Source organism: Nonomuraea sp. 3-1Str, assembly GCF_031570565.1.
GTDB lineage: Bacteria > Actinomycetota > Actinomycetes > Streptosporangiales > Streptosporangiaceae > Nonomuraea.
In genome coordinates this window covers 247,801-268,620 of record NZ_JALHBK010000010.1, presented here as the reverse complement: position 1 = coordinate 268,620, position 20,820 = coordinate 247,801, and the positions used below count along the sequence as shown (strand labels likewise).

The 20,820-nt window shown below is 73.7% G+C and carries 17 protein-coding genes; 9 read left to right on the top strand and 8 right to left on the bottom strand.

The window, feature by feature from the left end; all coding sequences use genetic code 11:
• Positions 1-271 precede the first annotated feature (271 nt).
• Positions 272-2,101 (bottom strand): M14 family metallopeptidase, encoded by a 1,830-nt coding sequence (locus MTP10_RS18840; protein WP_310710775.1) that lies wholly within the window; start codon positions 2,099-2,101, stop codon positions 272-274.
• 176 nt (positions 2,102-2,277) lie between these two features.
• On the bottom strand, positions 2,278-3,690 hold the full coding sequence (locus MTP10_RS18835) for a cellulase family glycosylhydrolase (protein ID WP_310710774.1): 1,413 nt from the start codon (positions 3,688-3,690) through the stop codon (positions 2,278-2,280).
• A 268-nt stretch (positions 3,691-3,958) separates the two neighbouring features.
• Between MTP10_RS18835 and MTP10_RS18830 the strand changes: the two genes are divergently transcribed.
• Entirely contained in the window at positions 3,959-4,198 is a 240-nt protein-coding gene (locus tag MTP10_RS18830) for a hypothetical protein (protein WP_310710773.1), read from the top strand.
• Positions 4,199-4,202: 4 nt separating this feature from the next.
• Here the strand turns inward: MTP10_RS18830 and leuE are convergent, their stop codons facing one another.
• On the bottom strand, positions 4,203-4,895 hold the full coding sequence (gene leuE / locus MTP10_RS18825; RefSeq protein ID WP_310710772.1) for a leucine efflux protein LeuE: 693 nt from the start codon (positions 4,893-4,895) through the stop codon (positions 4,203-4,205).
• Between the two features lie 72 nt (positions 4,896-4,967).
• Positions 4,968-7,280 (bottom strand): glycosyl hydrolase family 95 catalytic domain-containing protein, encoded by a 2,313-nt coding sequence (locus MTP10_RS18820; protein ID WP_310710771.1) that lies wholly within the window; start codon positions 7,278-7,280, stop codon positions 4,968-4,970.
• Positions 7,281-7,509: 229 nt separating this feature from the next.
• Between MTP10_RS18820 and MTP10_RS18815 the strand changes: the two genes are divergently transcribed.
• Entirely contained in the window at positions 7,510-8,139 is a 630-nt protein-coding gene (locus MTP10_RS18815) for a VC0807 family protein (RefSeq protein ID WP_310710770.1), read from the top strand.
• On the opposite strand, the gene MTP10_RS18810 is transcribed toward MTP10_RS18815, so the two are convergent.
• Positions 8,047-9,096 (bottom strand): DUF3995 domain-containing protein, encoded by a 1,050-nt coding sequence (locus tag MTP10_RS18810; protein ID WP_310710769.1) that lies wholly within the window; start codon positions 9,094-9,096, stop codon positions 8,047-8,049. The genes MTP10_RS18815 and MTP10_RS18810 overlap by 93 nt on opposite strands.
• Positions 9,097-9,192: 96 nt before the next feature.
• A complete protein-coding gene (locus tag MTP10_RS18805) occupies positions 9,193-10,323 on the bottom strand; it encodes a histidine kinase (RefSeq protein WP_310710768.1) in 1,131 nt (376 codons plus the stop codon).
• 386 nt (positions 10,324-10,709) lie between these two features.
• On the opposite strand from MTP10_RS18805, the gene MTP10_RS18800 reads away from it, so the two are divergent.
• The 7 genes from MTP10_RS18800 to MTP10_RS18770 all read left to right on the top strand — a co-directional run bounded on the left by MTP10_RS18800 (position 10,710) and on the right by MTP10_RS18770 (position 18,882).
• Positions 10,710-11,327 carry a DedA family protein gene (locus tag MTP10_RS18800; RefSeq protein WP_310710767.1) on the top strand — a complete coding sequence of 206 codons (618 nt, stop codon included), beginning with the start codon at positions 10,710-10,712 and terminating at the stop codon, positions 11,325-11,327.
• A 37-nt stretch (positions 11,328-11,364) separates the two neighbouring features.
• Positions 11,365-12,171: a DMT family transporter gene (locus tag MTP10_RS18795; protein ID WP_310710766.1), complete on the top strand. Its 807-nt coding sequence runs from the start codon at positions 11,365-11,367 to the stop codon at positions 12,169-12,171.
• A 70-nt stretch (positions 12,172-12,241) separates the two neighbouring features.
• Positions 12,242-13,477, top strand: coding sequence for a glycosyltransferase (locus MTP10_RS18790; protein ID WP_397334476.1), 1,236 nt, complete (start codon positions 12,242-12,244; stop codon positions 13,475-13,477).
• Positions 13,474-14,238: a DUF998 domain-containing protein gene (locus MTP10_RS18785; RefSeq protein ID WP_310710765.1), complete on the top strand. Its 765-nt coding sequence runs from the start codon at positions 13,474-13,476 to the stop codon at positions 14,236-14,238. The genes MTP10_RS18790 and MTP10_RS18785 overlap by 4 nt, the downstream gene beginning before the upstream one ends.
• A 73-nt stretch (positions 14,239-14,311) precedes the next feature.
• Positions 14,312-15,133, top strand: coding sequence for a cytochrome P450 (locus MTP10_RS18780; RefSeq protein ID WP_310710764.1), 822 nt, complete (start codon positions 14,312-14,314; stop codon positions 15,131-15,133).
• A complete protein-coding gene (locus MTP10_RS18775) occupies positions 15,130-15,873 on the top strand; it encodes an isocitrate lyase/phosphoenolpyruvate mutase family protein (RefSeq protein WP_310710763.1) in 744 nt (247 codons plus the stop codon). Before MTP10_RS18780 ends, MTP10_RS18775 begins: the two co-directional genes overlap by 4 nt.
• Before the next feature lie 81 nt (positions 15,874-15,954).
• Positions 15,955-18,882, top strand: coding sequence for a BTAD domain-containing putative transcriptional regulator (locus MTP10_RS18770; protein ID WP_310710762.1), 2,928 nt, complete (start codon positions 15,955-15,957; stop codon positions 18,880-18,882).
• An 11-nt stretch (positions 18,883-18,893) separates the two neighbouring features.
• On the opposite strand, the gene MTP10_RS18765 is transcribed toward MTP10_RS18770, so the two are convergent.
• Positions 18,894-19,820 (bottom strand): serine hydrolase, encoded by a 927-nt coding sequence (locus MTP10_RS18765; protein ID WP_310710761.1) that lies wholly within the window; start codon positions 19,818-19,820, stop codon positions 18,894-18,896.
• A 111-nt stretch (positions 19,821-19,931) separates the two neighbouring features.
• Positions 19,932-20,804, bottom strand: a complete 873-nt coding sequence (locus tag MTP10_RS18760) for an alpha/beta hydrolase (protein ID WP_310710760.1) — start codon at positions 20,802-20,804, stop codon at positions 19,932-19,934.
• Positions 20,805-20,820: the final 16 nt, after the last annotated feature.

Sequence of the window (20,820 nt, the reverse complement as noted above, 5' to 3'; positions counted from 1 at the left end):
AAAGCGCGAGCCGTACGGCACGGCCCGCACGGGTGGGGCGGGCTCCTGGAGAGGCGGGGTGGTGGCTCGCTGGGGGTGTCAGGTCAGGGCGGGGGGTGGCGGCGAGCGGGTCATGGCTCCCCGATTCAAGATTTCTTTTAGGAAAGTTTCCTAAGAGTTGGGGTGATCGTAGCCTTGACACCCGGTCCTTACAAGACCCAAAGAAGGACAGACATGCGAAGGCGCCGCGGCCCGGTCGGCCACGGCGCCGGTGGTCCCGCGCCCCAGGGGATCAGGGGCGGCGGGTGATGCGGACGTCGTCCACGCCCGCCTCGACCAGCGAGGCGCCTGAGACGTCCGCCGCGTCGATCACGACGCGGACCGTCTGGCCCGCGAACGCCGTCACGTCCGCCGTCGCCGCGCTCCACGAGCCGTTGCGGTTGGCCGCCGCTCCCGCCTGCTGCAGGACGGTCGCGGTGGTGTCGCCCACCACCCGCACGCGCAGGTAGTCCGCGCTGGAGCTGTTGGAGCCGTGCGCGAGGTACCACGACAGCGACAGGCTCAGCGTGCCGCCCGAGGGCAGCGCGATCGGCGGCGACTGGATCGAGGTGACGCCGCCGTCGACGTCGTGGTCACCGGCGGCGGTGCCGGCGAGCCGGCCCGTCACCAGGTCGTTGGCGCCGCTGACGGTGGTGCCGAGCTGCTTGGCCCCGGACGAGGTGGTGTCCGCGGGGTCGCCGCGCTCCCACTGCCCGGCCGTGGCCGTGTCAGTGCCGGACGGGTCGGCGGTCCAGGCCGTGGCCGACTCGAACGTGTCGGAGTACACGGTCTCCCCCGGGGTGCCGGTGCCGCAGTACTGGGAGTCCTTGCCGATGATCCGGTAGACGCAGTCGGAGTACTCCAGGAAGCGGAGCACGGCCTCGCGGTTGCGGGTGGTCTGCGGGCCGATCTGCTCGTCGGGCGGGTAGAAGCCCGGGCTGGTGCCGGTCGGGTACATCTCGAAGGTGAAGCTGAAGATCTTGTAGACGCCCCACATCCAGTCGTCGATGGTGCCGTCGGTGATGTAGAGGTCGCTGGCCTGCTCGGGCGTGTAGCCGTTGGAGGAGGTCATGCTCCTCCCCAGCGCCGCGTGGGCGTCCCGGTCGTCCTGGGTCAGGCCGGGCGCCGTGTCGGCGTAGGTGTAGCCGTACGGCCACAGCACCAGCTCGCTGTAGGTGTGCCAGTCGAGGTGCGCCTTGATCTGCTGGACACCGCCCACGACCCGGCCGCGCACCCAGTCGGCGACCGCCCTCACCTCGGTCGCCGACTCGCCGGACGAGCCGCGGTACGTCTCGCTGGACGTGGAGCCGGACGAACCGCCGCAGCAGCCCCAGTTGTAGGCCCAGTTGCGGTTGAGGTCGGTGCCCACGGCCGAGGAGCCGCCGTTCGGCTGCCGGTTCTTCCGCCAGGACCGGTAGGAGCCGGTCGCGATGTCGTACTCGCCGCCGTCGGGGTTGAGGTCCGGCATGATCCAGATCTCCCGGGTGTTCACCAGGTCGGTGATCCGGCTGTCACTGCCGTAGTTGTCGGCCAGCAGGTGCATGATGTACAGCGCCATCTCGACCGTGAGGTGCTCGCGGGCGTGCTGGTGGGCGGTGAAGAGCACCTCGGGCTCCGCCTCGTCCGTGCCCACGTTGTCGCTGATCTTGACACCGACGAGCTTCCTGCCCTCGTACGACGTCCCGTACGTGAACGTGCTGGCGATCCCGGGATGGGCGGCGACCAGCGCGTTCACGTCGGCGGTCATCTCGGCGTAGGTGTGGTAGCCGGAGTCCGACGGCGGGAAGTCGGCGGTCCCGGCGTCGGACCGGGGTGCGGGGCGCGGCACCTCCGTCACCCGGTAGCCGAGGCGCGTGATCGCGGTCACCTCGGCCTCCGTGGCCGTGACCAGGACCGAGTTCTTCGTCACCTCCTCGATCGCGGCGCCGGTGGCGGCGACGGCGCTGCGCTGCCGCGCGTCGGACGGGCCCTGTACGCGGTACTGCCGGTTCGGCGGCGGCTCGGCGGAGGCCCCCGCCCCGGTGGCGCCGGTCAGGCAGAGCAGTCCCAGGACGGCTAACAGGATGACAAAACGGCGTTGCACCTCGTCCTCCTCGGACGCGTGGGCTGGATGTTGACACGCGCCTGAACTGAGAGTGAGGACAGTCCCTTGCCAGGAGAAGGCCCAATTCTCCGCCCAGGGCCGCGCGCCTGCCGAAGCGGTGCGAGCATGGCAGACGCGCGGCGGCTGAGCTGGCGTCATTCCAAGAAGTTGACCGGTCAGAAGTCGTCGGCCGTCCGGATCCGGTCACGCACCCACACGCCCGCCGGCTTGAGCCGGAAGGTGCCGGTGAAGGGGCCGCCCGGGCAGGTGCCCTCGGTGAAGACCGCGCCGGAGCGCTCGTCGTCGGAGTAGTTCCAGTTGACCCAGCTGATCTTCTTCTGGGCCATCAGGTCGAGGTACTGCTGCGCCCGGGTGAAGTTGTTCGAGCCGTCGCCGGAGGCCGTCTGCGTGCCGTACTCGGTGACGAACATCGGGATGCGGTCGGCGGCCCGGCTCAGCGCGTTCAGGTACTCGGAGCCGTGGGAGGCCGCGTAGAAGTGGAACGTGTACATGATGTTGGTGGCGTTGACAGGGTTGTTGACGACCTCGCTCTCCGTCGCCCCGTCGGAGACGCCCAGCGAGGACCAGGCGCGGGTGCCGACCAGAATGGGCGCGTCGGGGTCGTACTGGCGGATGACCGGGATGATCTGGTGGGCGTAGTTGCGGATCGTGGACCAGGAGACGCCGCTCGGCTCGTTGGCGATCTCGTACAGGACGTTGTCCTTGGCGTTGTGCCGCTGGGCGATCTCGGTGAAGAACGTCTTGGCGCGTGACAGGTTGTAGGTGGGGTCGCCGGGGTCGAGCATGTGCCAGTCGACGATCGCGTACAGGCCGCGGGAGGTGGCCTGCTCGATCAGGTTGTGGACCCGGTCGGTGAACAGCCGGGGATCGGTCTCGTACCCGTCCTCCTGGATGTACATGGAGATGCGCAGGACGTCGGCCTTCCAGTCGGTGGCCAGGGCGTCGAGCGAGGCCGTGTTGAGGCACTGGTAGTACCACTGGAGGCCGTGCGTGCTCATGCCGCGCAGCTGGATCTGCTTGCCGTTCTTGTTGCACAGGCGCACGCCGCACACGCTGAGCCGGCCGTTGGCCTCGACCGGGGTGCCGGTGGCGGGCGGCGGGGCGCCGTCGGTGACGGTGAGGCGGTCGAGGTTCGGTCCGCCGTTGGCGGTGGTGGCCGAGGCGCGGACGGTGTTGGCGCCGGCCTTGAGCGTCGCGGCGACGGTGACGTCCTGCCAGGTGGTCCAGGCGCCGGTGCCCGGGAAGTCCCTGGAGACGGAGGCGCCGTTGACGGTGATGGACATGGGGCGGTTCGCGGTGGTGCCGTTGGCGAACCGGAGGACGAGGGAGGCGGCGCCGGCGGTGGCGGCGTTGACGGTGAACTCCACGGATGAGCCGGTGACGTTGTCGTAGTTGACGAAGCCCGTGCCGGTGTAGCCGGCGTGGTTGGACTCGACGACCCCTTGGGAGATCGTCGCGCTCTCGGCCTGGTACTCGGTGGCGGCCCTCGCCTGGGCCTGGGCGGGGGCGGCCTGGAGACCTGCCGCTATCAGCGGGATCAGTACGGCTGAACGTGCGAATCGGTGCATGGGGGGTGCTCCTACTCGTTTATTAGGAAACTTTACTAACGAGTATGGGGAGCATAGATCGGCCCCATTTCGCGCACAAGACCCAATCTGACTGGAGTCGTCAAGTCGCGTCACGCGAGCTCGAACGTTTGTACGTCACTCCGAGTACGGACGCGGTAGCTTTCCCGCAGCCCTGGACACCGTAGACACCCGAACCGCCGGATACTTCGCCGAGTTCACCGAGGTAGGCCTCGGTGACACCGACGCCCGATACCTGTGGAGAGACTTGATGTCCACGAAGACGTACCGCTACCAGTCCGAGTACGCCCAGCAGATCCGCGCCGAAGGTGTCGCCGTCGGCAAGGTCGAGGGTGAGGCTGTGATGCTCATACGCGTCCTCGAAGCGCGGGCCGTGGAGGTCACGCCGGCCGTACGCGAGAAGATCATGAGCTGCACCGACACCGACGTCCTCGAAGCGTGGGCCGCACGCGCCGTGAGCGTCACCACCGCCGACGAGCTCTTCGACTGAGGGGTCAGCCCAGAGACGTGGTCGCCAGTTTGGCGCCGAAGCCGAGGAAGAGGGCGCCGACGCCGGAGGTGAGGCCGGCGCTGAGGCGGCGGCGGGAGCGGAACTGGGCCGCCAGGAAGCTGCCGCCGAAGATCAGGAACGTCAGGTACAGCAGGCTGAAGACCTGGACGATCGCACCCAGGATGAGGAACGACAGCGCGGGCGTCCCGTAGTCCCGGTCCACGAACTGGATGAAGAACGAGACGAAGAAGAGGATGGCCTTCGGGTTCAGCAGGCTGATCGTCAGGGACTTGCGGAAGGGGCGCGGACGCCGGTCCGCCCGCTCGGCGAGGGCGGCGGTGCCGGTGCCGGCACTGGCGGCGGCGGTTTCCGGGGTGGTGGGTGAGGAGGAGGCGCGCCAGGCCCGCCAGGCGCCGCGGAGCATCTGGAAGCCGATCCACGCCAGGTAGCCCGCCCCCGCGTACTTCACCACCGCGAACAGCACCGGGTTCGAGCGCAGCAGCGAGGCCGCCCCGGCCGCCGCGAGGGTCATGAGCACCGTGTCGCCCACGAACACGCCCGCCGCCGCGCGGTACCCCTGCCTGACGCCCTGCTGCGCCGCGAGGCTGAGCACGTACAGGGAGTTGGGGCCGGGCAGGAGAACGATGAAGAACGCGCCGATGACGTAGGTCCAGACGTCGGTGATGCCGAAGAACATGCCGATGACTCCCGCGAGATGGTGACATATCACGGTATCGCGTGCTCAGCCGGTCGAGGGGCGCCTTGACGGTTACGGTGCCGCGTTCCGGATCGTGTACGTCCGGCCCGCCCGGGCGTCCCAGCTCAGGACGTCGCCGTCGCGGCGCGCGCCGGGTTCGTGGCCCCGCTCGTCGTGGACGCGGTGGCGCCCGGCGACGACGGACGACCTGACCTTGATCGGCCCGGTCCTGCCGGTCCGCACGGTGATCGTGTCGGGGGCGCCGTTCGTCCAGGTGGCGCCCACGGTGACGTCGCCGCGGGCGCGCAGTCCCGTCACCGAGCCGTCCTTCCACGCGGCGGGCAGCGCGGGCAGCACGTGGACCACGTCGTTCTGGCTCTGCACCAGCATCTCGGCGATCCCGGAGGTGGCGCCGAAGTTGCCGTCGAGCTGGAACGGCGGGTGGGTGTCCCACAGGTTGTCCAGGGTGGAGGTCTTCAGCTGCTCGGCGAGCATCCGGTGGGCGTGGTCGCCGTCCAGCAGCCGGGCCCAGAAGTTGATCTTCCAGGCCTTGCTCCAGCCGGTGCCGCCGTCGCCGCGCCCGGTCAGGGAGACCTCGGCCGCGCGGGCCTCCGGGGTGCCCGCGACGATCTGGTGTCCCGGGTGGAGGGCGTACAGGTGGGAGACGTGCCGGTGGGTGTCGGTCGTCGCGTCCCAGTCCTCCTTCCACTCCTGGAGCTGCCCCCAGGAGCCGATCCGGATTCCCGGGTCGAGCTTCGCCAGCGCGGCGGCCGTCTCCGCCTGGAAGCCCTCGTCCACGCCGAGGGTCTTCGCCGAGGCCAGCGCGTTGGTGAGGAGCTCCCGCACGATCTGCTGGGACATCGACGCCCCGGCCGAGAAGTCGCCGTGCTCGGGCGAGTAGCTGGGCGAGACGACGAGCCTGCCGTCACGCGGGTCGGTGTGCAGGACATCCAGCCAGAACTCGGCCGCCCCCTTGATGACCGGATAGGCGGTCTCGCGCAGGTAGTCCACGTCGCCGGTGAAGCGGTAGGTGTCGTAGAGGTGCTGGGTGGTCCAGGCGGCGGCCTCCGGGAACCAGAACGCGGTGGCCCAGTCGTGCACGCCGGTGAAGCCGAACGGGTTGGTCTCGTTGTGCACCACCCAGCCGCGCGCGCCGAACATCTCCCGCGCCGTCCTGCGCCCCGGCGCGACCAGGGCCGTGATGTAGCGGTCGTAGGGTCTCGTGGTCTCGTGCAGGTTGGTCTGCTCGGCCGGCCAGTAGTTCATCTGCAGGTTGATGTTGACGTGGTAGTCGGCCGACCAGGGCGGGCTCGTCGAGTCGTTCCACACACCTTGCAGGTTGGCGGGCAGGAGGTCGTTCTCGCGGGAGGAGGAGATCAGCAGGTAGCGGCCGTAGGCGAAGAACAGCGCCTCCAGGGCCCGGTCGTCGGCGGAGGAACCGCCGGTGTAGTTCGCGCGGAGCCGGTCGGTGGGGATCGCCGGGGCGGCCTGGCCGAGGTCCAGCCGCACCCGGTCGAACAGCTCACGGTAGTCCGCGACGTGCGCGGCCCTGAGCTCGTCGTAGCTCCTGGCGGCGGCCGCGTCGACCGCCGCGGTGACCTTGGCGTGCGGGTCCTCACCGCGGTACGCCGGGTGGACGTCGGCGTAGTCGGTGCCGGCCGACAGCACGAACACCGCGCTGTCGGCGCCGGTGACGGTGATCCTGTCGCCCGCGTCCGTACGGGTGCCGCCCTCGGCGATCACCTGCACCTGGGCCTCGAACCTCATCCCGTTGTCCGGCAGCCTGCCGCGGATGGTGAGCCGGCCGCACGAGGCGGTGACCGTCTTGTCCTGGTGGGGCGAGGTGTGGCGGAGCGTGAACGAGATGCCGCCGCCCCGGTCGGCCGAGAGGCGGCCGACGATCACGTTGCCCGGGTTGCCGGCGAAGTACTCGCGCGTATGGGCGACGCCGTCGGCGGTGTAGCCGACCCGGGCCACGGCCTCGCCCAGGCTGAGCTCGCGGCGGTAGCCGGTGGGGCTCCCGGGAGCGCCGGCCATGTCCAGGTACAGGTCGCCGAACGTCTGGTAGGCGCCGAACCCCGTCTTCGGCCGGCCGAGCGCGGCCGCCACCTCATCGGGCGTCACCCTGCCGTCGCGGTCGATCCGCCGCCGGACCTCCGCGACGGCGTCCGGGCGCGGGCTCGTCCAGTTGCCGGAGTCGTAGCCGCCGTGGCCGGGGCCGCCGGTCCACAACGTCTTCTCGTTGAACTGGATCCGCTCCGTGGCCACGCCGCCGAACACCATGGCGCCGAGCGGGCCGTTGCCGATGGGCAGGGCCTGGGTCTCCCAGTCGGTCGCGGGCTCGTCGTACCAGAGGGTCAGGCTTCCTGACGGGGGGTGGACCATCCCTAGGGAGTTAGCACCCCGAGGCGCCCCGCGGCAAGAGGCGGGAGTTCGAGGCCGAACGCGTCAAAAGAGGCGGTCCCATTCCGGTGCGTCAGGTACGGTAAGCCACCGGCGCCGGGTCGCGCGGCGCCGGGGTAAGCAGCAACTCACCCCGAACGGTCCATCCGGCACGCCTGGTCGCGCGAGGCGCGGGTAGTCGCCGGTCAACGGCCTACCTGCGGAGCAACCCGTGAACCATCCTGCGGTCACCCTGCCACGCCTCACCTCTCTGGCCCGCCAGGCGGTGCCCCGGCTGCTGGAGGGCGTGGTGGCGCCGCTCGCCGTGTTCTACGCGGCTCTCGCTCTGCTCGGGCTGACGGGCGCGCTGGTGGCGGCGGTGGCCTGGGTGTACCTGGGGGTCGCCTGGCGGCTGGTCCGCGGTGTCCGGGTGCCCGCCACGATGGTCCTCGCGGCCATCGCGATCACCGCGCGGGCCGCGGTGGGCCTCTGGACGGGGAGCTGGGTGGTGTACTTCATCCAGCCCGAGCTGGGCACGATCTGCATCAGCATGGCGTTCCTGGCCTCGGTGCGGCTCAACCGGCCGCTGGTGCAGAAGCTCACCCTCGACTACATCCACCTGCCGTCGGCCGTGCTCAAGCACGAGCGGATGCGCAGGTTCTTCGCCCGGATCACGCTGCTGTGGGGGTTCGTGCTGCTCGCCAACTCGACGGTGAGCATCTACCTGGCGCTGCACGAGTCGCTCGGCACGTTCATGCTGCTGCGCACCTCAGCCGTGGCCGCGATCAGCGGGCTGGCCGTCGCGTTCTCGATCTTCGCGTTCAAGCGGGTCCTCCGCCGCCTGCACGTGTCCCACGCCTGACCGCTCGGCCAGCAGGAACGCCCCGCACATCCCCATGACGAGACCTGTCAGCGTCTCGAAGAGCTGCACCAGCCCGAGCGCGCCGCCGGGCTCCCCGCCGAGCGGGGCACCCGTGACCGTGATGATCATCGCGTACAGGCCCCAGCCGAACATCGTGCCGCTGCCGAGCCAGGCCACCGCCACGGGCCGCCAGATCGGGCCGCGCCCCCGCGCCCGGACGACGACGAGCAGCGCCACGCCCGCGCCGATGGCGAGCAGGCCCTTCAGCCCGTCCTGGACGGCGCCGACGAAGGAGCTGGGAGCACCCGCCACGGCGGCCGGCAGCCCGGCGTCGCCACCGAACGCCCAGTACAGACGCGCCCCGCCGAGCAGGACCGTCATCCCCAGCGCCCCCACGGCCACGACCCGCTGGAACGACGCCGATGGGCCGGCGTGACGCCGGAGGGACGGGGCCGACAGCGGGTACGCCCAGCGGTCGCGGGCATACAGGGCGAACGCCGTCAGCAGGCAGACGCCCTGGCCGATGAACCCGCCGTACACCATGGCGTACACCCACGGCCGGATCGGGCCGCCGGTCTCCAGCAGGGACGGGCCCTCGACGAGGAGGGCGAGCGGCACCGTCGCGACGACGATGCCGAGCAGGCCGGACGCCACCCAGAGCGGCAGGAGCACCAGCCACGCGGGCAGACGCCTGCCCCAGCGCATGGTGAACGACAGGGCCAGCACCAGGGCGACGGCGTCCATGGCGAAGGTCATGGCGTTCAGCCCCACCATGGCCGGGTCGTCCAGGAACGCGGGGTCGTCGACGCCCACCGCACGGCCGGTCAGCCAGAGGGTCTTGATGGTCAGGTACGGCAGCGTGGCCGCCATGGCCACGATCGCGGCGGTGATCCGCCCGATCCCCGGCGTCCTGGGCCTTCCCGGCGCGCGGTGGTGATCGGTCGTGGGCTGTGTCATGGCTCCAGGCTCCCGGCCGGCGTGGGGCCGGACCTCCCGGTGTGAGGGGATCGCCCTCCCCCGCCCGGGGGAGCCGGTCAGACGGGGGGAAGCCGCTCAGGGCAGCTTGACGGTCAGCTCGAAGCCGGTGTCCTCGCGGGGCCCGGCCGTGAGGGTGCCGCCCGCCAGCCGTACACGCTCCCGCAGCCCCGCCAGGCCGAGGCCGCCCGGCACGGCGACGGGACGGGCCCGCGAGGGCCCGTTGCGCACGGTGACACGGCCGGGCGAGACCTCGACCGTCACCGGGGCGCCCGGCGCGTGCTTGGCCGCGTTCGTCAGCCCCTCCTGGACCACGGCGTGCGCCAGGGCGGGCGCCGCCCCCTCCGCCGGCCGCAGGGTGATCACCATGCCGGAGGCGCGGGCCCGCTCGACCAGCGCCGCCACGTCCTCCCCCACGGGCGTCAGCGGCGGCGGCCCGGCGTCGTCGCCGAGCAGCCCGATGATCTGGCGCAGCCGCTCGGTGGCGTCCGCCGCCGCGACCCGCAGCTCGCCCGCCGCCCTGACCTGGGAGCCGTCCAGGCCGGGCGACATCTCCAGCCCCGCGGCCCGCACCGCGATGAGCGCCAGGTCGTGGCCCAGCGAGTCGTGCATGTCACGGGCGATCCTGGCCCGCTCGCGCAGCCGCGCCTGCGCCGCGACCGACAGCGCCGCCTGCTCGCGCTGCTGGAGGAGCCGCCACCGCACCAGCCCCAGCGTGTACGGCAGGGCGTAGGTGCCGAGGAGCCCGCTGGCCATCGTGATCCATGTCGCCGCCCCGCTCCCCCGCGAGACCGCGAGCCCCGCGCCCACGAGCGCCACCACCGCGAACACGGCCAGGACGCGCCCCCGCCGCACCGGCCGCCGCCCGCACAGGTACGCGTACCCCATCACGAACGGCGAGGCCGTCACGAAGGGAAAGATCTTCACGCCCGGCAGCGCCAGCGGCCAGACGAGGTCGGAGGTGGCGAGCCCCTGCTCGAAGTGCCACGGCCCGAAGGGCAGCAGCAGCAGCACGGCGATCTCCGGCCGGCGCCTGCCGGCGGCCACGGCGAGGGCGGCGAGTGCCATCCGCGGCACGGTCTGGAGGCCGAACGCGCCCGCGTCCTCCAGCGGGTCGGGGCCCGCGGCGGCGAGCGCGACGGACAGCAGCGACCAGAGCAGCACGCTGGAGACGAGCCGGCGGCGGCTCTCGTGGCGCTGATCCTTCACGGGGACGACCGTACCCGCCGCGCCCGGGACGGCGGCCCCGCCGAAAGGCGCGCGGGCCCCCTGACGAAAGTCGGGGTAGGGCGCGGGCCCCCGCGGGGGTGGGGCTGGCACCACCTCGGATCCGGATACCCACCCTGCTGTCTTCCGGCCTCCCGGCCGCTTTGATCGTAGGTGTCAGCGGCGGTCGCACCACCGACCCCCACGAAAGTCGGGGGCCCGGTGTGCCGATCGTCGGATGTGCCGTGACCTGCGGGCTTCCTATCGTGCCTGGGGTGCGGGCCCTACCCCGTCCCAGGGACATGCCCGCGCCGGACCGGGGGTTTCCCCGATGTCCCACGGCTCCTCCCGCCACCAGGCTGTGAGGCACGACGATCGGAGTCCCACGCATGTCGCACGCCATCCTCGACCTGGTCCAGCAGGCGATGTCCTCACCCTGGCTGTACGCCGCGCTGTTCGCCCTGGCACTGCTCGACGGGTTCTTCCCGATCGTGCCCGCGGAGACGTCGGTGATCACCGCCGGGGTGTTCGCCGCGACGGGCGAGACGAACCTGGCGCTGGTCGTCCTGGTGTCCGCGCTGGGGGCGTTCGCCGGTGACCACGTGTCGTACCTGATCGGCAGCAGGGCCGCCGGCCGCCTGCGCGAGCGCAGGGCGCTCGTGTGGGCGCGGCGGGCGCTGGCCGAGCGGGGCGGGCTCGTGCTGGTGATCGCCCGGTACATCCCGGGGGGACGCACCGCGACCACGCTGACCATGGGAGCCGTACGGCACCCGCTGCGCTCGTTCACGTTCTTCGACGCGATCGCCGCCTCCTCCTGGGCGGTGTACTCCGCGCTGATCGGGTTCTTCGGCGGGATGGCGTTCGAGAACGACCCGGTCAAGGGGCTGCTGCTCGGCCTCGGGATCGCCCTGTCCGTCACCGGGGTGGTCGAGCTGGTGCGCTGGGCGCGGAAGCGACGCGCCATCCAGCCTTCCCCGGAACGCCTTCCGGTGGACACGTCCGTTTGACCCTGCCCAGTGACCATCCGAAGCGAGAGGTGAGGACATGACGCTTCTGGCCGCGGTGACAGCCCTGGTCGGTTCGCTGTTCTTCGCGCTGGGCGCCGCGCTCCAGCAGTTCGAGGCGGCCGGCGCGCCCGGCGCGCGAGGGCTGCTCGCGCTGCTGCGCAGGCCGCGCTGGCTGGCGGGCGGCGCGAGCATCCTGGTGGGCGGCGGCCTGCACATCGTGGCGCTCGGCCTCGGACCGCTGACCGTGGTCCAGCCCATGGGGGTGGCCAGCCTGCTGTTCGCGCTGCCCATCGCGGCCACGCTGCACGGCCGCCGGCCCTCGCGTGCCGAGTTGGGCGCCGCCGGCCTGGTGGCGGCGGGGCTCGTCGGCCTGGTGCTGCTGGTGCCGGAGTCGGCCGGGCCGACCGCGCTCAGCCCGGCCGGGGTGGTGACGCTGCTCGCGGTCTCCGGGCTGGCGGCGGCGCTGCTGTGGGCGGGCTCCCGGATCGCCTCTCCGGCGGGCCGAGCCGCCCTGCTCGCCACCAGCTCCGGAGTCCTGTACGGCGCCACCGCCACGCTCATGCGGGTGCTGGTGGACGGCGCGTGGAACTGGTGGTACCTGCTCGCGCTCCCGGTGCCGGCGCTGCTGGCACTGGCGATGCTCCAGCGGGCCTACGCCGTCGGCCACTTCGGCGTCTCGTTCGCCTCGTTGCAGATCGCCGACCCGCTCACCGCGGTGGCGTTCGGCGCGCTGCTGCTGGGCGAGCCGCTGCCGACGGGGCTCGCCCCGGTCGCCGCCGCCGCGCTGACCGCGGCGGGCACCGTCGCGCTGGCCAGGACCACTCCCCTGGAGGCGCGCCCCTGACGCACCTCGTCCCCTGCCCTTCCTCCTTCCCTCCCTCGACGACCGTCCCCCTGAAACGGAGCTTCTCCCCATGGCCATGCCCCTCTCCAACGCCGCCACCATCACCCACAGCGCCGACGTCGCCGAGGCCGGGCTCGCCCCCGTCGCCGAGCGGCCGCGCCGCGTCCTCATCTCCACCGACACCTATCCGCCCGACGTGAACGGCACGGCGTACTTCACCCACCGCCTGGCCACCGGCCTGGCCGCGCGCGGCAACGAGGTGCACGTGATCTGCCAGTCGGACGCGGGCCCCGCCGGCGCGGACGTGGTCGACGGCGTCATCGTCCACCGGCTGCGCTCCGCCCCGCTGGTCGTCCACCCCACGATGCGGGTCACGGTCCCCACGCGCCTGGACCGGTTGATGAACTCCATCGACCCCGACGTGCTGCACAGCCAGGGCCATTTCGTGGTGGGGCGCGCCGCCATCGCCGCCGCCCGCCGCCGCGGGGTTCCCGTCGTCGCCACCAACCACTTCATGCCCGACAACCTCTTCCAGTTCGGCCACGTCCCCGCCGGGCTGCGCGAGCGCGCGGGCCGGCTCGCCTGGCGCGACTTCAACCGGGTCTTCCGCCGGGCCGACCGCGTCACGACGCCCACGCCGCTGGCCGCCGGGCTGCTGCGCGACCAGGGCTTCACGGGCGACGTCGAGCCGGTGTCGTGCGGCATCGACCTGGCCCGCTTCCACCCTCACAGTGAGCCGAAGCAGTGGGCGCGCAGGCTGTTCGACCTGCCGGACCGGCCCACCGTGCTGTTCGTCGGCCGCCTGGACGAGGAGAAGCACCTCGGCGAGCTGGTGCGGGCGCTGCCGCACGTGCTCAACACCACCGACGCGCAGGTGGCGCTGGTGGGCCGCGGCAACCAGAGGGAGGTGCTGGAGCGCCTGGCCGGGCGGATCGGCGTGGCCGAGCGGGTGCGCTTCCTCGGGTTCGTGCCGGACGAGAACATGCCGCAGGCGTTCGCGGCGGCGGACGTGTTCGCGATGCCGGGCGTGGCGGAGCTGCAGAGCATCGCGACGCTGGAGGCGATGGCCTCCGGGCTGCCCGTGGTCGCCGCGAACGCGATGGCGCTGCCGCACCTGGTGAACGGCAACGGCTACCTGTTCGAGCCCGGCGACGTCGCCGGGCTGGCGAGCCACCTGACCGCCATCCTCACCGACGGCGAGCTGCGCGCCCGCCTCGGCCGGACCAGCCGCGAGCTCGCCCGGACGCACGACCACCAGGTGTCGCTGGCCCGCTTCGAGCAGATCTATGACGAGGTGACGCGATGAGCGAGCCGTCCCGGGCGACGCTCGGCGGTGCCGTGGCGGCCACGGTCGCCGCCGCCGGGGCGCTGGCCTACACGGAGGTGGCGCTGCCCGCGCAGCCGCTGGTCAGCGACTACGCCCTGGTGCCCGGGGGGACGATCCCGGTGCTGGGCGGCATGCTGGCCCTGGCCGTCGCCTGCGTCTTCCTGGCGTACGGGCTGGCGCAGCGCGAGCCGTCCCGCTCCGCCGCCGCCCGGGTGCTGCTGGTGGCCGCGGCGGGCGGCCTGATGCTGGGCGCGCTCTTCCCGACCGATCCGGCCGCCTCGGAGATCTCCTCGATGGCCGGCGAGATCCACCGGTGGGCGGCCGCCGTCGTCTTCACCGCCCTGCCGGTCGCCGGCTGGACCCTGGCCCGCGACGCCTCGGCGCCGCGCCGGCGCTCAGGCCCGCACGGCTCCGGCGCGTCCCGGTGGAACGCCGTCCGGGCCGTGAGCGTCACGTCCGCGCTGGTGCTGGCCGCGTTCCTGGCCGCCCACCCGGCCTCCTTCCTGTCTCCGCTGATCGGCGGCGACGCCTACTACGGGCTGCTCGAACGGGGGCTGGTGGTGTCGGAGATCGCCCTCGTCGCCCTCATGGCGGTGGCCGCGGCCCGCCGCGAGCGCACCGCCGTCCCGGACAACGCCTCCTCCCTGACCTCCTCACCGGCTGAGCCCACCCTTCCTGAGCCCGTCGTCCCCCGCGTCCCCGAGACCGGGCGTGATCGGGGCGGCAGCGTGGCGGCCTGACCTTCTCCGGCGTCCCCGGGCGCGCGGCATGCTTCGGCCGTGGTCGAAGGATTCCACGCCTAACGTGGAGCGCATGGTCATCACACGTCACGCCGAGGCCCGGGCAGTGCTCGCGGACACCCGGTACGTCCCGCCGCCCGTACGCCAGGACGCGCCGCCGTACACGCTGGGCTGGCTCAGGGCGCGGGTGTCGCGGTTCAGCAGCGGCGAGACGCACGCCGAGCGGCGCCGGGCCCTGGAGGAGCGGCTCGCGGAGCTCGACCCGGCCGCGCTGCGGAGGCGGGCCCGCGAGGCGACGCTGGAGCGGGGCGGCGAGTGGAGGGGCGTGCCCACGCGGGTGCTGGCCGCCGCCCTCGGAGTCCGCGCACCGGTCCCGCTGGTGGAGGCGGTCGCCGCCGGCTACCTGTCCGGCGAGGAGAGCCCCGCGGCGGACGCGGCGGTGGCCGAGCTGGCCGGGCTGCTCGGCGACGGGCCGTCCGTGATCACGGACCTGACGCTGTTGCTCCAGGCCCACGCCGCCACCGAGGGACTCATCGCGAACACCCTCACCCGCCGCGAACCCGCTGGCGTCGAAGGGCTGCTGCGCGAGACGCTGCGTCACGACCCGCCGCTCAGGGCGACCCGCCGGGTGGACCGGGCCACCGGTGAGGAGATCGTCATCGACCTCGTCGCCGCCAACCGAGACCCCGCCGTGTTCGCCGAGCCGGAGCGGTTCGACGCCGCCAGGGATGAGACCCCGCATCTGACGTTCGGCCACGGCGTGCGGCCCTGCCCCGCCTCGGCCCACGCGCTCGCGCTCGCGGCGGGCGTCCTCGACGCGCTCCGCCCCGCGCCCACCGCCCCGGCGGCGTCCCCGGCCCCGTTGCCCGCTTCCGCGCCCAAGGAGAACTCGTGAGCTTCCATGACCTGCACCGGCCCGGCGACCCGCTGCTGCTCCCCAACGCCTGGGACTACGGCTCCGCCGCCGCGCTCGCCGCCCAGGGGTTCGCCGCGATCGGCACCACCAGCCTCGGCGTGGCCGCCGTGCACGGCCGGCCGGACGCCGCGGGCGCCACCCGGGCGGAGACCGTCGAGCTGGCCCAGCAGATGTCGGGCCTGGATGTCATGGTGACCGTGGACATCGAGGGCGGCTTCAGCGACGACCCGGCCCAGGTGTCGGACCTGGTGGCGTCGCTGGCGGCGCTCGGCGTGGCCGGGGTGAACCTGGAGGACGGCCGGCCCGACGGGACGCTCCGCCCCATCGCCCTCCAGCAGGAGATCATCGAGGCCGCGCTGGGTCACGGGGTGTTCGTCAACGCCCGTACCGACACGTGCTGGCTCAAGACAGGCGACACGCGGGAGCGCGTGCGCGCCTACGGGCACGCGGACGGCGTCTTCGTCCCCGGACTGGGCGACCCCGGCGCGATCGCCGAGGTGGTCGCCGCCACGCCGCTGCCGCTCAACGTCCTTTACCAGCCCGGCGGGCCGTCGCTGGCGCGCCTGGCCGAGGCGGGCGTGGCGCGGGTCAGCACGGGGTCGCTGCTCTACCGCGCCTCCCTGCAGGGGGCGCTGGCCGCGGTGCTGGCCGTCCAGGGGCGGCCGAGCCCGGCCGTGCCGTCGTACGCGGACGTCACCGCGCTGCTCCCGCGGTCCTGACGCCCGTAGGAGACCGGCCACGGCGGTCGGCCGGTCCTGAGGGGCCCCGCCGTCGCCGGGTCCGGCCGCGATAATCGGGGTATGCGCTTCGAGATCCTTGGCCCGGCGCGGGTCCTGGGCGAGGACCGGGAGCCGGTCCCGCTCGGCGGCCCCCGTCTGCGGGCGCTGCTCGCACTGCTGGCGCTCGACGCGGGCCGGGTCGTCGGAGCGGACCTGCTGGTCGACGGCCTGTACGGCGAGCTGCCCCCGGAGGGCGTGGCGAACGCGCTGCAGTCCCAGGTGTCGCGGCTGCGCCGGGCCCTCGGCAGGGAGCGGGTGGAGTTCCACCCGGCGGGCTACCGGCTGGTGGCGGACCCGGAGGACGTGGACGCCCACCGCTTCGCGCGGCTCGCCGCCGAGGGCAGGCGGGCGCTCGCCGCCGGGGACGCCCGCGGCGCGGCCGGGCTGCTGCACGAGGCCCTGGGGCTGTGGCGCGGCAGGCCCCTGGCCGACGTCCCGCACGCCGGGCCCGCCGCCGCCGGGCTGGAGGAGCTGCGGCTGGCGGCCACCGAGGACCGTATCCAGGCAGACCTGGAGCTGGGGCGGCACCGGGAGCTGGTGGCCGAGCTGCGCCGGCTCACCGCCGCCCATCCGCTGCGCGAGCGGCCGCACTCCCAGCTCATGCGCGCCCTGTACGGCGACGGGCGGCAGGCGGAGGCGCTGAACGCGTACGAGCAGGTCAGACGGGTCCTCGATGACGAGCTGGGCGTCGAGCCCGGCCCGGAGCTGTCGGCCACCCACGTGGCCGTCCTGCGGGGCGACCTGTCCCTGACGCCGGCCGCGGGTCACCCCGTGGCCGGACAGGTGCGCGCCGGGGAGGGGGGCGAGGCCGGAGAAGGACGGCGGTACGGGGTGCGGGCGCAGCTCACCAGCTTCGTGGGCCGGGCCGAGGAGCTGCGCCAGGTCGGTGCGTACCTGCGGGAGACGCGGCTCGTCACCCTGGTCGGCGCGGGCGGCGCCGGCAAGACGCGGCTGGCCCAGGAGGCCGCCGGCCGTGCGGACGGCGACGTCTGCGTCGTGCAGCTCGCGCCGCTGGCGGTCGGCGGGGACGTGCCGAAGGCGGTGCTCACGGCCCTGGGCGTCCGCGAGCCGCTGCTGTCCGGCCCGGGGCGCCCGGCCGGTGACCCGGTCGCCCGGCTGGTGGCCGCGCTGGCGGGCCGGGACCTGCTGCTCGTCCTCGACAACTGCGAGCACCTCATCGAGGCCGCCGCCGAGCTGACCGACGCGCTGCTGGCCGCCTGCCCGGCGCTGCGGGTGCTGGCGACGAGCCGCGAGGCGCTCGGCATCACCGGCGAGCGGGTGCTGCCCGTGACGCCGTTGAGGCTGCCGCCGCCCGGCGCGGCCGGCCTGCTCGGCCACCCCGACGACCTGCTCGGCTACCCGGCCGTCCGGCTGTTCGCCGACCGGGCGGCGGCGGTGCGGCCCGGTTTCGCCGTGGACGTGGGCAACGCTGCGGTGGTGGCGGGCGTGTGCCGGGCGCTCGACGGGCTGCCGCTGGCGATCGAGCTGGCCGCGGCCCGGCTGCGCACGATCAGCCTGAACGACGTCGCGGCGCGGCTGGACGACAGGTTCCGTCTGCTGGCGAAGGGCAGCCGCACCGCACTGCCCCGGCACCAGACGCTGCGCGGCGTGGTCGCGTGGAGCTGGGACCTGCTCGGCGAGAGCGAGCAGCGGCTGGCCAGGCGGCTGGCCGTGTTCGCCGGAGGCGCGACTCCCGAGGCCGCCGAGCGGGTGTGCGGGGTGTCCGAGGAGGTGCTGTTCGCGCTGGCCGACAAGTCGCTGGTCGAGGTCGTGGACGGGCGCTACCGGATGCTGGAGACGATCCGGGCCTTCTGCGCCGAGCGGCTGGCCGCGGCGGGTGAGACCGAGACGGTGCGCGCCGCCCACGCCACGTACTACCTGGACCTGGCGCTCACCGCCGACCGGCACGTGCGCCGGGCCGAGCAGCTCGCCTGGCTGGCCCGGCTCGACGCGGAGAGCGGCGACCTCGACGCGGCCGTGCGCTGGGCCGCCGAGACCGGCCACACCGAGCTGGGCCTGCGGCTGCTGGCGGCCGCGGCCTGCTACTGGTGGATGCGGGGACACCGGCTGACCTGCGCGGAGCTGGCCCAGGCGGTGCTGGCCGCGGCGCCCGCGCGGGCGCCCGAGGGGCTGGAGGAGGAGTACGGGATGTGCGTCCTCGTCGCCGCGTGGGGCGGCGAGCCGGACACGTCGCTCCAGGCGCGGCTGGCGGAGCTGCGGCTGCTGCTGCCGCCGGACCTCCTGCCCGCGCGGGTGGAGTTCCTCGCCCTGGTGCTGCCGATGTTCGTCGGTCCGCCGGAGGACGTGGAACGGTTGCGGGAGCTCTGGGCCGGCGCCGGGCAGTCGATGACGCCCTGGTCGCGGGCGCTGTCGTACTGCGGGATGGCGCTGGTCGAGCAGTTCGCGGGCCACCTGGACGAGGCGAGGACGGAGTTCGAGCGGGCGCTGGCCGCCTTCCGGGAGCTGGGCGAGCGCTGGGGGACGACCCTGGTGCTGTCCGGGCTCGGGGACCTGGCGTTCGCTCAGGGCGACTACGCCACCGTGTACGAGCTGGCCGGGCAGGCGCTGGAGACGGCGCGTGAGCTGGGCGCCGTGCCGGACGTGGCGCAGAGCCTGTGCCTGCGCGCGGACGCGGCGGTACGCCTGGGCGACGCCGAGGGGGCGCGGGCCGGGTACGAGCGCGCGGACCAGCTGGCGCGGCGGGTCGCCTCCAGCGAGACGACGGCCCGGGCGCAGGTGGGGCTCGGGGAGGTGGCGATGCGGCGGGGCGACCTCGCCGAGGCGCGGGCCCGCCTGGAACAGGCGCTGGCCGAGTGCCCCCACGGCTGGTACAGCGCCGAGGACACCCGCGCCCGCATCCTCGCGAGCCTGGAGGAGCTGGGCGAGCTGGAGCGGTCGCCGGCCCCGCCGAGGCACGTGACGGAGGCCGCCGAGGCGGCGGGTGCGTAACCCGGGGTAGCTCATGGGGCGGCGCCGGCCGGGCAGGTGTGGGCGCGGAAGGGGGTGAGGAGGTGCAGGCGGCGGCCGATCGTCCGGGCCAGCCCCTCGATGGCCTGGATGCCCTGCCCCTCGCCGGCCTGCTGGTCGGTCTGCACGGACAGGAGCAGGTCGCGGCCGTCCCCGGTGATGCGGCCGTAGCTGGTGACGGCCCACGTGTCGTGCACGAACGGCCGCGCCGTCCAGCCGTTCTTGAGCGCCACCCGGTCGTGCGGACGGGCGGCGGCGCTGACGCCCCACGCCTGGTCGGCCTGGACGCGGCCCATCAGTCCGAGGATCGTCCGGCGGGCCGGCGGGGCGAGGTCCTTGCCTCCGTCGACGAGGAGCCTGAGCAGCCGGAGCCGGTCGGCGGGGCTGGTGGTCGTGCCGCCCCAGTACCTGCCCGGTCCCGGCACGGTCTCGCGCAGGCCGACCCGGCGGTAGAAGGCGCTCATGCCCTCGCCCGCGCCGACCCGCGCCCACAGCGCGTCGGCGGCCAGGTTGTCGCTCTCCCTGATCATGCGGGAGGCGAGGTCCTGCTCGGCGGCGTCCAGGCTCGGGCGGCGCAGCATCAGCGCGGTCAGGATGTCCACCTTGGCGCCGCTGGCCGTGATGATGTCGTGCTCGTGCTCGCCCTGGCCCAGCCGGACGCCCGTCACCAGGTCGTGCGCGGCGAACACCACCCGCCCCGGGCGTCCGGCCACGTGGCGGCGCGGGTCGGCCGTCAGCTCGGCGCGGGCCGCGGCGCCCGCCACGGGGTCGGGAAGCCTGAGCAGGCACCGCGCGGCCCGGACCCGCTCGCCGGCCGCCTCGACCACCGGCGGCAGAGTCCTCGCCGGCTGGTCCTCGCAGCCCGCGAACCACGGCGGACCGAGCAGCAGCATGGCAGCCGCGGACCATGTCACGCGCACGCGCCCCACCCCCTGTGAGATCACCGGGGGTTCAGCCGGTCTTCTCCCCGCGCGCCCGCCTCGCCACACCTCCACCTCGCCACACCTCCCGCCGCTCCACGGCAGGAGCGCTCAGAGGTGAGCGTCGAGGAACGCGGCGGTGGCCTCCACGGCCTGGGTGACGTAGGGCTCCTGGTCGTAGAGGTCGATGTGCCGCTTGGCGTCCAGCCAGACCAGCCGCTTCGGCTCGTCCAGCCTCCGGTACGCCTCCTCGGCGCCCTCGGGCGAGCAGAACCGGTCGACCACCCCGTGGACGATCAGCGCGGGCTTGGGCGACAGGAAGTCGGCGCCCATCATGTTGTCCACGGTGATCAGCTCCCGCACGCTGGCCCGCGTGACCTCGTTGGACCAGTGCGGGGAGGCGCCGCGCGGGCCGCCGTAGTAGGCGTACGGCTCGTCGCCGGGCATGGCGGCCTCCCCCTCCTCCGCCACAGCGGGGAGGTACTCGACCGGACCGCCGTGGTCCTGCCGCTCCAGGGTCTCCCCCAGAGTGGCCAGCGCCGCCTGGTAGTCCATGCCGGAACGCATCGTGTACGGGTTGTTGTACGCCCCGGCGATCCCGGCGAAGACCTTCACCCGAGGCTCGAAAGCCGCAAATTTCAGGGCATATCCGGCGCCAAGGCAGATGCCCACGGCCCCGATCCGCTCCCCGTCCACCTCCGGCCGCGACCGCAGCAGCGACACCGCCGCCCGCAGGTCGTGCAGCTTGCCTTGCGGGTCCTCGTGCCGCCGGGGCCGCCCGCCGGACTCGCCCCAGTTGCGGTGGTCGAAGGCCAGCGTGACGTACCCGAGGCGGGTCAGCCGCTCCGCGTACAGCCCGGTCACCTGGTCGCGCACCCCGGTGAAGGGGCCGGTGAGCACCAGCCCCGGACGCGGCCCCTCGGCCTCCGGCACCCTCAGCTCGCCGGCCAGCGTGACCTCGTCGGCCCGGAAGTCGATTCTCATGCCCCCAGTGTGCGGG